Origin of the sequence: Jiangella sp. DSM 45060, from assembly GCF_900105175.1 — a bacterium.
Classification (GTDB): Bacteria; Actinomycetota; Actinomycetes; order Jiangellales; family Jiangellaceae; genus Jiangella.
The window spans coordinates 2,322,680-2,335,517 of record NZ_LT629771.1 but is presented as its reverse complement, the minus strand read 5'-3'; the positions used below and the strand labels follow the sequence as shown (position 1 = coordinate 2,335,517).

Genomic DNA, 12,838 nt, shown 5'->3' with positions numbered 1-12,838 from the left:
GAGCCGGCCGGGTGAGCACGCCGCCGTTCGAGGAGTGGGCCCACCGGGCCGGTCCCGGTCTGCGCCGCGTCGCCGGCCTGCTCTGCGACCACCCCGCCGACGCCGACGACCTCGTCCAGGAGACGCTGGTCAAGGTGTATCTCCGCTGGTCGCGGATCAGCCGGCTGGAGCGTCCGGATGGCCAGGGTGTGTCTCCCGGGTCTCGGCCGTAGCGAGCGGCGTCCAGGTGGATGCCTCGCAAGGCCGAGGAGGGAGTCATAGCGGGGTTCTATCTCGACTGACGAGAACGCAGCGAGGCGCCGCCTGGGCGTCGCGCAGTAGGCCACGGACCCGGGAGACACACCCTAGGTGCGGACGATGCTGGTCAATCAGCACGTGTCGATGCGACGGTCGCAGAGCCGGGAGCGACGGGGCCGGCGCTGGCCCGGCGCTCCGGCCGCCGTCGACGACAGCGAGCCCGCCGTCGTCGACCGGTCGGCGCTCGCCGACGCGCTGGCCGGGCTCGGCGTCCGGCAGCGTGCCGCGTCGTGCTGCGGTACTACTGCGACCTCTCCGACGAGCAGATCGCCGACGCCCTCGGGTGCAGCCCGCGGACCGTGCGCAGCCAGGCGTCGCGCGCCCTGGCCCGGCTGCGCGAGACGGCGGCGGCCGAGGAACTGGGTTGAGCGGAGGACGTATGGACGAACAGGCACTGCGCGAGGCGTTGCACGTCCGGGCGGCGGAGCAGACGTTCGACCCGGACGTGGTCGGCCGCGCCGTCGAGGGTGGTCGCGCGCGCCGGCGACGGCGGCGGACGACGCTGCTCGCGGCGGTTCCGGTGCTCGCCTTGGCGATCACCGGTTCCGCGGCGGCGGGCCTGTCCTGGCTGCCCGGCGATCCACCGGCGGCGGGCAGTGCCGGCACGGACGCCCACCCTGTCCAGTTGCTGGCCCAGACCACGGTGCCTGAGATCGCGATGCAGGCCCATCTCAGCGGTGTGCTGACCGTGGCCGACTACGGCTGCGTCACGATCGAGCTCGGCGACGACCGCATCATCCCAGTGGCCTGGCCACTCGGCTGGACGGCCGCGCGTGGTGAGGACGGCCGGGCCGTCCTGTACGACGCCGACGGACGGCCGCGAGCGCGCGAAGGCAGCTCGGTCAGCGTCGGCGGCGGCTCGGTCGACAACGACGTGGCGTGGTCGCCCGTCGACTCGGCGCACCCGTGCGCTCTGGGTTCGCCCGGTGTGTTCCGGGTGAGCGGCGGCGTGGAGCCCGTCCCGCTGACCGACCACGATGCGGCGGCACCAGGCGATCCGGGATGAGCCGGCCGACCGGCGTCATCCGTCCGGCCGTAGCCGGCTGACGGCCGCCGTCGTCGTTCGGCTCGGACCACACTGCCATGCGCCATGGGCCGCGTCGTGACTCGATCTGGCGTGTTGACATGCGCGCCAACCATTGGCGCGCATGTCAACAGGCCGGAAACGCACCCTCGAACCGGTGCGCCTGCGGCAGTCCGGACGAACGACGGGCGCCAGGCCTCAGCGCGACGGCGACTCGAGCGGCGACGGCGGGTCGGCGGACGGCGGCGCGGTGGCGTCGGCCGGCGGTGGATCGCCGTTGTCGCCGGGTGGTCCGCCGTTCTCGGCGAGTTCGCGCGCCCTGACGATCCGCCGCCAGGCCAGCACCGCCGCGACGATGGCGCCCGTCGCGGGCACGGCGAGGAACAGCCCGATCAACCCGAACGCCGTCCCCGCGGCCGTCGTCAGGATGAGGGTGACGACGGGGTGGAAGTTCAGCGCCCGGGACATCAGCAGCGGCGACAGGACGTTGCCCTCGATCTGCTGCACGAGGACCACGATCGCCAGGGCCCACAGCGACGTGGTGAAGCCGCCGGAGAACAGCGCGACCAGCACCGCGACCGCGCCCGCCAGCGTGGCGCCGACCAGCGGGATGTAGGCCATGATGAACGTCAGCGCGCCGATCGGGACCGCCAGCGGCACGTCGAGGATCAGCAGCCCGACCCCGATCAGCACGCCGTCGACCAGACCGGTCAGCGTCGAGGCGTAGAACCAGTTTCCGACCGTGCGCATGGAGGCCCGGAAGGCGGCGTCGGCCGGCTCGCGGTGCCCCGGGGCCAGCGTGCCCACGAACTGCTTCCACAGCTTGTCGCCGCTGGTCAACGCGAAGATCGTGAAGAACGTGGCGATGAGGATGACGGTCGCGAAGTTCCCGACCAGCGACAGGCCGCCGACCGCCGCGCTGGTGACGTCGCCGAGCACGTCGCCCAGCCGGGACTGCAGTTCGCCCAGGAGGTCCTGGACGCTCTGCGTGTCCATGCCGAACGGCCCGCCCTCGAGCCAGTCGTTGATCTCGTTGATCGACCCGGTGACGGCGTCGACCATCCGCGGCCAGGAATCGACCACCTCGGTGATGACGAACACCAGCAGCCCGGCGAAGAACGCCAGGAACAAGAGCACACACAGCAACGCCGCGAACACGGCGGGTACGCGCTTGCTCCGCAGCCAGCGGGCCAGCGGCCACAGCAGCGCCACCTCGGCGAAGCCGAGCACGACCGCCGTGGCGATGAACTGCACCTGCAGGACAAGCCACATGGCGGCGGCGACGGCCACGCCGATGATGAGCAGCCGCATCGCGATGATGGATTCGGGCCGCAGCCAGTCAGGGTCCGGGCGGCGCCCGGAAGGGGTGGTGGTCACCGATCACACCGTCGTCGTCCGGTCGTGCGGCGTGCTGTCGAGCGCCGCGACCAGCCCGGACACCTCGCGCGCGAGGTCCTGCGCGGTGAGCCCGGCGGCGGCCAGGATCTCGTCACGCTTGGCGTGGTCGAGGAAGCGCTGCGGCAGGCCGTGGTCGTGCACCGGCACCGTGACGCCGGCGTCGCGCAACTGCTGCGCCAGCACCGAGCCGACGCCGCCGACCCGGCCGTTGTCCTCGACGGTGACGACCAGCCGGTGCTGCCGCGCCAGGTCGATGATCACGTCGTCGAGCGGCTTCACCCAGCGCGGGTCGACGACGGTGACGCCGACGCCCTGAGCCTGCAGCCGCTTCGCGGTGTCGACGCCGACCTTGCCCATGGCCCCGACGGCCACCAGCAGCACGTCGCGCGTCTCGCCCCTGGCCAGTACGTCGACGCCGCCGAGGCGTTCCAGCGCCGGGACGTCGGGCCCGACGGCGCCCTTCGAGAACCGCACCACCGTGGGCGCGTCGTCGACGTCGAGGGCCTCGGTGAACTGCTCGACCAGTTGCGCGCCGTCGCGCGGGGCGGCCAGCCGCAGCCCAGGCACGACCTGCAGGATCGACATGTCCCACATGCCGTTGTGCGACGGCCCGTCGCTGCCGGTGACACCGGCGCGGTCGAGCACGAACGTGACGCCGGCCTTGTGCAGCGCACAGTCCATCAGCACCTGGTCGAACGCGCGGTTGAGGAACGTCGCGTAGACGGCGACGACCGGGTGCAGGCCCATGGCCGCCATGCCTGCCGCCGACGTGGCCGCGTGCTGCTCGGCGATGCCGACGTCGAAGCAGCGGTCGGGGAACGCCCGGGCGAACGGCTCGAGCCCGGTCGGCCCGAGCATGGCGGCCGTGACGGCGACGACGTCGGCCCGCTGCCGGCCGGCCCGCACGAGCGCCTCGCTGAACACGTCGGTCCACTCGCGCACCGGCTTGCCCGCGGGGGCGCCGGTGGCGGGGTCGAACGGCCGCGGGCTGTGCATCTGGTCGGCTTCGTCGCGGACGGCGGGGTCGTAGCCGAACCCCTTCTGCGTGAGGCAGTGCACCAGCACCGGCCCGCCGAACCGTTTCGCCTGCGTGAGCGCCTGCTCGACCTGCGCGCGGTCGTGCCCGTCGATGGGTCCGATGTACTTGAGGCCGAGGTCCTCGAACATGCCCTGCGGCGCGAGGAGGTCTTTCAGGCCCTTCTTGACCCCGTGCAGCGCGTCGTAGAGCGGCTGGCCGACCAGCGCGGTGCGGCCGAGCGTCCGCTTGACGACGTCGAGCGCCTGTTCGTACCGCGGGTCGGTGCGCAGCCCCGTCAGGTGCCTGGCGAGCCCGCCGACCGTCGGCGAGTACGAACGGCCGTTGTCGTTGACGACGATGACGAGCGGGCGGCGGTCGGGGCCGGTCTGCGGCCCGCCGGCGATGTTGTTGAGCGCCTCCCAGGCCATGCCGCCGGTCAGCGCGCCGTCGCCGATGAACGCGACGACGGTGCGGTCGCGCTCGCCGCGCACCGAGAACGCCTTCGCCATGCCGTCGGCGTACGACAGCGCCGTGGAGGCGTGCGAGTTCTCGACCCAGTCGTGCTCGCTCTCGGCGCGGCTCGGGTAACCCGACAGCCCGCCGGACTGCTTCAGCCGGGTGAAGTCGTGCCGCCCGGTGAGCATCTTGTGCACGTAGGCCTGGTGCCCGGTGTCGAACACGATGGGGTCGCGCGGCGAGTCGAACACCCGGTGCGCCGCGATCGTCAGCTCGACCACGCCGAGGTTCGGCCCGAGATGCCCGCCGTTCGAAGCGCAGGTCGCCACCAGCCGGTCGCGGATCTCCGCGGCCAGCGACTCGAGCTCGTCATCGGACAGTGCCCGCAGGTCGCGGGGGTCCTTGATGCGGTCGAGAAGTCCCACGCGTGCTGCCTCCAAGTCGCGTCGGTGCTGAGTGCCGAGTCTAGAGGGCGAATGCCTCTCGATCACGTTCAGGTGTCTTTGTTGAGTGCGTGCCGTGCGGGCCACTACCCTTCCGCTGTGTCTGACGAGGAACGGGTGTGGGGGCGGGTCGGCCGACTGGGACGCCGGACCACCGGCGCCATCGTCGCCGCCGCGGGCGGCCTGCTGTGCGCGATCAGCGCCTACGTCGCCTGGTACGGCGGCCGAGCGCCGCACGAGCTGCCCATCAGGCACCTCGCCGAGACCGGAGCCCCGGGCGTGGCGAGCGGCTACTGGGCGTCGGTGGCGGCGCCGCTGGCGGTGGTCGGGGCGCTGTGTGCGCTGGGGGCGCTGCTGCGGTTCAGGTTCCTCCTCGTGCTGGCCTGGATGGTCGGGGTGGCGACGCTCGCCCTCTGGGGGCTGATGCGCGCCATCGGCAACGCCACGGACAACGCGCCCGCCGGCATGGGCGTCGGCGCCGGTGTGTGGGTGTGCGGGATCGGGCTGCTGGCGATCCTGGCCGGCGTCGTGATCATGGGCCCGCGCAAGGAAGAGGTCGACGCTCCCCTCTCCATGTTCGGCGACGACGACTGAGGTCGCACTTCGCGGTCTGACGACGACTGAGGCGCACTTCACGTTCTGACGTGCGCGGTTGTGAACCGCGTGGCACAGTGGAAGTGCGGCCGGTGCCGCCCGGCACGAGGCCGCGGACGAGTCGTCTGGACCCTCATTGAGGAGGCGATCCACATGACCACACGTCAACGTGCCACCGGGGCCGTCGTCGCCGTGATCGGCGCGCTCGGCGTCACCGCCAGCGGCTACCTCGACTGGTTCGACGGTCGCGACGCCACCGAGATCCCGCTCGAGCGGTTGTTCCAGACCTCCTCGGTCGGTGAGCCGTCCTCGTACTGGAACTCGATGGCGCTGGCGCTCGCGGTGGTCAGTCTGCTGGGCGTGCTCGGCGCCCTGCTGTTGTCGCGGTTCGTCCTGATTCTCGGCTGGCTGGTCGGTGCGGCGACGCTGGCGCTCTGGCTGGTGATGTCGGCCAACGACGACACGTTGTCGGTGTCGGCCGGCGACCTGCAGTCGGGCGTCTGGATCTGCGGCGTCGCGTTGCTGGTCTACCTGGTGGGCATCATCGGCATGGGCCGCGGCGCCCGCTCCCGCGACGAGACCGTCGAGCGCGTCGACCCCGTCCCGCCGCCCGCCGCCTGACCCGTCCGACCCGCACGGCAGGGGCGCGGCGCGTCCCCGCGGCAAGTGCGCGGCGCGTCCCCGCGGGAGAGGCGCAGCGCGTCCCCGCGGCAGGCGCCCGCTCCGGTACGCACCGGCGGCCCGGTGATTCCCGCCCCGCAGGCGGCTGATGTCGTCGAGTGTGGTTCGCATGCGACCAAGATCAACAGATGCGGCCGGTCGCCGCCACCGCCGATCCCGGAAATGTGGACAACGCGCCACCGCCGGCCGGCCTGTGGAAACAGACCGGCCGGCGGCGCCCATCGAGCGGAAGGCTAGCCAGCCGACCAGGCGGCAAGCCCCGTCAGAGCAGGCTGCGCAGCACGTACTGCATGATCCCGCCGTGGCGGTAGTAGTCGGCCTCCCCCGGCGTGTCGATGCGCACCACCGCGTCGAACTCGACGTCCCCGGCCCGCACGTGCACCGTCGAGGGCGTCGAGCCGTCGTTCAGCGCCGTCACGCCGGTGATCTCGAACGTCTCCTCGCCGGTCAGCCCCAGCGACTCGGCGTTCTGACCCTCGGGGAACTGCAGCGGCAGGACGCCCATGCCGATGAGGTTGGAGCGGTGGATGCGCTCGTACGACTCGGCGATGACCGCGCGCACCCCCAGCAGCGCCGTCCCCTTCGCCGCCCAGTCGCGCGACGAGCCGGAGCCGTACTCCTTGCCGGCCAGGATGACCAGCGGCACACCGGCGGCCGCGTAGGCCACCGACGCGTCGTAGATCGTCGTCACGGGCGCCTCCGGCGCCGTGAAGTCCCTGGTGAAGCCACCCTCCGTGCCGGGTGCGATCTGGTTGCGCAGCCGGATGTTGGCGAACGTCCCGCGGATCATGACCTCGTGGTTGCCCCGCCGCGACCCGTACGAGTTGAAGTCGCGCCGCTGCACTCCGTGCGAGGAGAGGTACTGACCCGCCGGAGAGTCGGCCTTGATGGCGCCCGCCGGGCTGATGTGGTCGGTCGTCACCGAGTCGCCCAGCTTGGCCAGCACCCGCGCGCCCGAGATGTCACCCACGGGCGACGGCGACACGCCCATGCCGTCGAAGTACGGGGGCTTGCGGACGTAGGTGGAGTCGGCGGACCACGCGAACGTGTTGCCCGACGGCGTCGGCAGCGACTGCCACTGCTGGTCGCCGGCGAAGACGTCGGCGTAGTCGCGGGTGAACATCTCGCTGGCGATGGCCGACTCGACGACCTCCTCGACCTCGGCCGGCGACGGCCACAGGTCGCTCAGGTAGACGGGCTCGCCATCGCTGCCGGTGCCCAGTGGCTCGGTGGTGATGTCGATGTCCATGCTGCCGGCCAGCGCATACGCGACGACCAGCGGCGGCGACGCCAGGTAGTTCATCTTGACGTCGGGGTTGATGCGGCCCTCGAAGTTGCGGTTGCCCGACAGGACGGAGACGACGGCGAGGTCGTTCTGGTCGACGGCGGCCGACACCGCCTCGGGCAGCGGGCCGGAGTTGCCGATGCACGTCGTGCAGCCGTATCCGACCAGGTGGAAGCCGAGCTTCTCGAGGTACGGCGTCAGGCCGGCGCGCTCGTAGTAGTCCATGACGACCTTCGAGCCGGGCGCGAGCGTCGTCTTGACCCACGGCTTGCGGTTCAGGCCGCGCTCGACGGCCTTCTTGGCCAGCAGCGCCGCGCCGATCATGACGGACGGGTTGGACGTGTTCGTGCAGGACGTGATGGCCGCGATGACGACGGCGCCGTGGTCGACCTCGCACTCGGTGCCGTCGTCGAGCGTGATCGTGACCGGCGCGGACGCTCGTCCCTCGGCACCGGCGGCGGCCGACGCCAGGACGGCTGCCGGTTCCTCGGCGCCGCCGCCGTTCGGGTGCACCGCGACGGGGTCGCTGGCCGGGAAGGTGTCCTCGACGGCGTCGTCCAGCGCGGTGTGGGGGCCCTCGTCGTGCGCCACGTAGTCGCGCAGCGAGGTGCGGAACGCCGTCTTCGCGTCGGTGAGCGACACGCGGTCCTGCGGGCGCTTGGGGCCGGCGATGGACGGGACGACGGTGCCGAGGTCGAGCTCGAGGTACTCGGAGTACGTCGGCTCGTGCGCGGGGTCGTGCCAGAGGCCCTGCTCCTTCGCGTACGCCTCGACCAGCGCGACCTGCTCGTCCGTCCGGCCGGTGAGGCGCAGGTAGCGGATGGTCTCGTCGTCGATGGGGAAGACCGCGATGGTGGAGCCGTACTCGGGGCTCATGTTGCCGATGGTGGCGCGGTTGGCCAGCGGCACCTCGGCGACGCCCGGGCCGTAGAACTCGACGAACTTGCCGACCACGCCGTGCTTGCGCAGCTGCTCGGTGATGGTGAGCACGAGGTCGGTGGCGGTGGCGCCGTCGGGCAGGCTGCCGTTGAGCTTGAAGCCGACGACGCGCGGGATGAGCATGCTGACCGGCTGGCCGAGCATGGCCGCCTCGGCCTCGATGCCGCCGACGCCCCAGCCGACGACGCCCAGGCCGTTGACCATGGTGGTGTGGCTGTCGGTGCCCACGCAGGTGTCGGGGTAGGCGACGCCGTCGCGCACCATGACGGTGCGGGCCAGGTGCTCGATGTTGACCTGGTGGACGATGCCGGTGCCGGGCGGGACGACCTTGAAGTCGTCGAACGCGCCCTGGCCCCAGCGCAGGAACTGGTAGCGCTCCTTGTTGCGGCCGTACTCGAGCTCGACGTTGCGGACGAACGCGTCGGGCGCGCCGAACACGTCGGCGATGACGGAGTGGTCGATGACCAGCTCGGCCGGGGCCAGCGGGTTGATCTTCGACGGGTCGCCGCCGAGGTCGCTCATGGCCTCGCGCATGGTGGCGAGGTCGACGACGCACGGCACGCCGGTGAAGTCCTGCATGACGACGCGCGCGGGCGTGAACTGGATCTCCGTGTTCGGCTGCGCCGCGGCGTCCCAGTCGACCAGCGCACGGACGTGGTCGGCGGTGATGTTGGCGCCGTCCTCGGTGCGCAGCAGGTTCTCCAGCAGGATCTTCAGGCTGTACGGCAGCCGGCCCACGTCACCCGCGGCAGCCAGCCGGTACACCTCGTACGAGGCGTCACCGACCTGCAGTTTTCCCTTCGCGCCGAAGCTGTCCTTGCTGGTCACGTTCGATCCCCAACCTCTCGCGTCATGGTTCGCTGCGCTCATCGTCGCGCACGGCGGTGATCGCCCGCGCGCTGAGGCTCGCCTAACCGGAAGTCTCTTGACTTCAAGATATCACGCGCGAATTTTCTTCGCTCCCGCTGTCACATTCGCCCTTCCCGATTGACCCATAGAAGGCATGAAGGCATGGATGTTGCTGATCGTCGTCGCCCTGGTCGTCGCCGGGTGCGCGGGTGAGTCACCTTCGGTCCCCGGCGACGCGGGCCCGGTGGCGGGTGCGGGTGCGCCGGTGGTGAAGGCGGGTGCGGCGACGGCGTCAGGGTCGGGCTCGGCGCCGGTCGCGGCCCAGGTCACGCCGGGTGCGGCGGTGTTGCGTCCGGGCGGCGGCGTCGACGGGCTGAAACCGGTGTCGCCGCCGCTGCGGCTGGTCACGCCCGCCGTCACGGTGACGGTGCACGCGGTGGGTGGGTGGGGTCTCGGCGCCCGTTCCGATCTCGTCGCGCGGGCGTGGCGGGTCAGGGTCGCCGCTCCCCCGGCGCTCGCGCCGTCGGCCGACCCGTTCCTCGTCGGCACTGGTCCGGACCGGGCGCCTCGCGACGCCTCGACGACGCTCTGGCTCGACACCGGGTCCGAGCGGCTGCCGGTCACACTGCCGGGCAACGGCGATCCGCTCGTGTTCCCGTGCGACGACCTGCCCTGCGGCGATCGCCGGGCCGAGGAGCACCTCCTGGTCGCCGCGCTCGCCGACGACGCCCGGCCGGCGCTGATCGCCACGGCCGACGGTGCCGACCAGCGGCTCGACCTCCGCACCGGCGAGGTGACGTCGTCGGTGTCCCGGGTCGCGTACGACCGGCCCACCGCCGTGCCGGTGTCGGTGCCGGCCTGGCCGCCGCGGACCATCGCCGTGCGCACCGAGGCCCAGCTAGAGGCTGAGTTCGGCACCGGCGCCGGCGACCTCACCCGCGGCGGCCTCGACGTCGGCTACGGCGGCCGCATCACCAAGGCGTACCTGGCGCCGTTCGACCGGTTCGAGGGCTGGGCGCCGCCGGGCCACGCCTGGCTGCTCCTCCGGGTCGACGATCACCTCCGCCAGCCGCCCAACACCTCCTGGCGGGCCGACCTCGACGCCGCTGCCAGCTGGACCGTCACCCACGACGCCGGAATCGCCACGCCGGCCTACCCGCCCGCCCCGCCGCACGTCCTGGCCTTCCTCGTCCCCGACGACGTGCGATCAGTGACGCTCGCCTACCGCCCCACCGGCACCGTCGGCCTCCCTCCCGACGCCCAGTACGAGTTCCAGGCGCCCAATCCGCTCACCGTCGAGATCCCGCTGCCATGACCCGCCGACATCCGCCCGACGGCGCCCCGGTCGTCGCTGCCCTGAGGACGTCGTCGACGCCCATACCCGGGTTAGACGTACCGGTCGGCCTTACCCCTCGGCGCCGAGCCGAGTGCATCGACGGGCCGCGGCGCTGGCACGATCTACGCCCTGCCAGCCCCACGCCGCGGCCGCTGCCAAACCCACCGGTCGTCGTGGCGCCTCGTGATAGCGCCTCTTGTTGTCGCCGTCCCGCGTCGGCCGAGCTCGTGCTCCCGTCCCCGACCGACCACGCCGCCACCGCCAAGCCCGCCTGCCGCGACCCGCACCCTCCCCACACCTCACATCAGCCGCATCCCCGGCACACCTCACCTCAGCGACACCCCCTGCGCCCCACTCCGCCCCGACCACGTCGCCATCTACCAAGCCCGCCGACCGCGGTCCTACCCTCCGCATACCTCACGTCAGCCGCACCCCATCGCACCTCACCTCAGCGACACGCCGGGCGCCATACCCTGCCCGGCTACGTCGCCACCCGCCAAGCCCGCCGACGGTGGTGCCGCCCCGCACCCCATGTCGGCGCAGCCCGTGCGCCCTCCTCGGTTGCCGCATCGGGCTGGCCGCCGTCCGTTCGTGTCCCCCCGAACGGACGGCGGTGCGGGCGCCGTCGGCCTCCGCAACGGCCGCGATCACTGGAGTGGGCCCCTGCTCCGGCGACCGCGCCGAGCGACCAGCGCCACGACCGCCGCCAACACGGCCGTCAGTGCCAGCAACCACAGCGGGCGGGTCAGCCACCAGACGGCACTGCCCGGCTCCGGCGGCGACTCCCCCGCCGCCAGCAACGCACCGAAGGCCAGCACCAGCACGAGGAGGTGCCACAGGTACACCGTCATCGCCACCGACCCGAACCGCTGCACGGCGGCCCACGGCGCCGGTCGCCCGAGCATGCGCAGCAGAAGGGGACGGACCAGCAGGATCGCCGCGCCCTGGCCGACGCCCAGGACCAGGAGGCACACGGTCGGCGGCGACATGTTCGACAGCTGGCCGGGCAGACCGACCATGCTCACCGGGTATGGCCCGGGTCCGGTCAGCAGCACCAGCGCCAGCACGGCGGCGGCCAGCACGGCCCACAACAGCCGCCGTGGCACCGTCGCCAGACGGCCGTCGCCGTACCAGACGCCGAGTTGGTGGGCGAAGACCCACACCAGCGCCAGGTTGGCGACCGCGACGACCGGCGGGCCGCCCGTCAACCGGGCCACGTCCACGAGAACCGCCCCGATCGCCAGCGCGGCGAGCACCGTCCGGGGTGCGACCGCATGACAGCGCAGCACGATCGGAGCGACCACGATGATCCCCGTGTAGACGGCCAGGAACCACAGCGGCTGCACCAGCAGCACCACCAGTCGCGCGGCGTCGGACGCGTGCAGACCGGCCACGAACCCGATCGCACCGACCACCGGAACTATCGGCACGAAGGTCAGGGCCGGCCGCCACAGCCGGGTCAGCCGCGACCGCACGAATACGCCGTGCCCGCCGCCGGTGGCAATCGTCCGCCGCCAGACCGTCAGGTTGGCGAACCCGCCGGCCATGAAGAACAACGGCATCACCTGCAACACCCACGTCGCCGGGCGGAGGGCGGTGAGGTCGGTCAGCGCGTTCGCCGGCACCACCCGGCTGTCCGCCGACACGGACACCGACGCCATCAGCCAGTGACCGAGCACCACCACCGCCAGGCTCGCCGCCCGGACCGCGTCGACCAGCCGATCACGGCCCGGCCGAGTCTCAGGGTCGGCGGAACCCTGCCGGACGGCGACCGGCGCGGCGGGCCGGGCGGAGCCGGCGGCCCAGGCGGTGCTGGCCCCAGGACCGATGCCCGACGCCGCGTCGAGCGCCGGCGCCGCGACGGCCGTCCGCGTCGGCCGCCTCATCGCGGGCGCCGAGGACGAAACCAACCGACGATCGACGGACCGGCAGCGGCGGCGAGGATGAGGACGCCGGACGCCAGGTACGGCCAGACCGCCTCGTCGCCGGGGTTGCCGTAGCCCTGCCGCCACGAGTTGAACCCGACGGCGCTGGTCGTGGCTCGGGCGAGCGACGAGCAGCCGGCCCCACCGTCCACCAACGAGCAGCGCGCTCGCAGGTCCGCGGCGAACCGGTCGTCGATCGCATGACGCGCCCACGGGCCCAGTTCGCCGCCCTGCAACGTCGCGTAGCGGAGCACGTCGTACCCGAGGTCGTGCGACCGGCAGGCCCGGCCGAACCCGTACGTCGTGTCGCCGAGCCAGGAGCAGCCGCCGGACGGGTCGGTCAGGTGCACCGAGCTATCCGGGTCGGTCACCGCGACCGGCCGGTACCCCATGACCGCGGCGAAGTCCGCCGGGAGCGCCGCCGCGAGGTCGCCGCCGGACCGACCGGTGATGACGGCGACGGCGTGGGCGGCGGGCTGGTTCTCGGGCTCGGACGGCGTCGCCACCTGCCCGGCGCCCGTCAGCGCGAATGACGCGAGTATCGCGGCAACGAGAAGTCCGATGCGATTCCTCATGCCGCCGGACGCTAGGAA

The 12,838-nt window shown here is 72.5% G+C and carries 11 protein-coding genes; 6 read left to right on the top strand and 5 right to left on the bottom strand.

Going from position 1 to position 12,838, the window contains the following annotated elements; all coding sequences use genetic code 11:
* Positions 1 to 11 precede the first annotated feature (11 nt).
* The 3 genes from BLU82_RS10430 to BLU82_RS10420 all read left to right on the top strand — a co-directional run bounded on the left by BLU82_RS10430 (position 12) and on the right by BLU82_RS10420 (position 1,303).
* The gene (locus BLU82_RS10430; protein WP_092619430.1) at positions 12 to 212 is read left to right on the top strand and encodes a sigma factor; all 201 of its coding nucleotides are present in this window, start codon (positions 12 to 14) and stop codon (positions 210 to 212) included.
* 315 nt (positions 213 to 527) lie between these two features.
* Complete coding sequence (locus BLU82_RS35075) at positions 528 to 665, top strand: sigma factor-like helix-turn-helix DNA-binding protein (protein WP_197682853.1); 138 nt, start codon at positions 528 to 530, stop codon at positions 663 to 665.
* An 11-nt stretch (positions 666 to 676) separates the two neighbouring features.
* On the top strand, positions 677 to 1,303 hold the full coding sequence (locus BLU82_RS10420) for a hypothetical protein (protein WP_092619427.1): 627 nt from the start codon (positions 677 to 679) through the stop codon (positions 1,301 to 1,303).
* 216 nt (positions 1,304 to 1,519) lie between these two features.
* Here BLU82_RS10420 and BLU82_RS10415 read toward each other — a convergent pair whose 3' ends face one another.
* The gene (locus BLU82_RS10415; protein WP_092619424.1) at positions 1,520 to 2,698 is read right to left on the bottom strand and encodes an AI-2E family transporter; all 1,179 of its coding nucleotides are present in this window, start codon (positions 2,696 to 2,698) and stop codon (positions 1,520 to 1,522) included.
* Between the two features lie 3 nt (positions 2,699 to 2,701).
* A complete protein-coding gene (gene dxs / locus BLU82_RS10410) occupies positions 2,702 to 4,618 on the bottom strand; it encodes a 1-deoxy-D-xylulose-5-phosphate synthase (RefSeq protein WP_092619421.1) in 1,917 nt (638 codons plus the stop codon).
* 117 nt (positions 4,619 to 4,735) lie between these two features.
* Here dxs and BLU82_RS10405 point away from each other — a divergent pair, with 117 nt between their 5' ends.
* Positions 4,736 to 5,230 (top strand): hypothetical protein, encoded by a 495-nt coding sequence (locus tag BLU82_RS10405; protein WP_157740797.1) that lies wholly within the window; start codon positions 4,736 to 4,738, stop codon positions 5,228 to 5,230.
* 153 nt (positions 5,231 to 5,383) lie between these two features.
* A complete protein-coding gene (locus BLU82_RS10400) occupies positions 5,384 to 5,851 on the top strand; it encodes a hypothetical protein (RefSeq protein WP_092619415.1) in 468 nt (155 codons plus the stop codon).
* A gap of 322 nt (positions 5,852 to 6,173) precedes the next feature.
* Here BLU82_RS10400 and BLU82_RS10395 read toward each other — a convergent pair whose 3' ends face one another.
* Complete coding sequence (locus BLU82_RS10395; RefSeq protein ID WP_092619412.1) at positions 6,174 to 9,005, bottom strand: aconitate hydratase; 2,832 nt, start codon at positions 9,003 to 9,005, stop codon at positions 6,174 to 6,176.
* Between the two features lie 133 nt (positions 9,006 to 9,138).
* On the opposite strand from BLU82_RS10395, the gene BLU82_RS10390 reads away from it, so the two are divergent.
* Positions 9,139 to 10,299: a hypothetical protein gene (locus BLU82_RS10390; RefSeq protein WP_157740795.1), complete on the top strand. Its 1,161-nt coding sequence runs from the start codon at positions 9,139 to 9,141 to the stop codon at positions 10,297 to 10,299.
* Between the two features lie 668 nt (positions 10,300 to 10,967).
* Here the strand turns inward: BLU82_RS10390 and BLU82_RS10385 are convergent.
* Together BLU82_RS10385 and BLU82_RS10380 are read right to left on the bottom strand one after the other, a co-directional pair.
* Positions 10,968 to 12,206 (bottom strand): acyltransferase, encoded by a 1,239-nt coding sequence (locus BLU82_RS10385; RefSeq protein ID WP_092619406.1) that lies wholly within the window; start codon positions 12,204 to 12,206, stop codon positions 10,968 to 10,970.
* A complete protein-coding gene (locus BLU82_RS10380) occupies positions 12,203 to 12,820 on the bottom strand; it encodes a hypothetical protein (RefSeq protein ID WP_157740793.1) in 618 nt (205 codons plus the stop codon). Before BLU82_RS10380 ends, BLU82_RS10385 begins: the two co-directional genes overlap by 4 nt.
* Between the last annotated feature and the right edge of the window lie 18 nt (positions 12,821 to 12,838).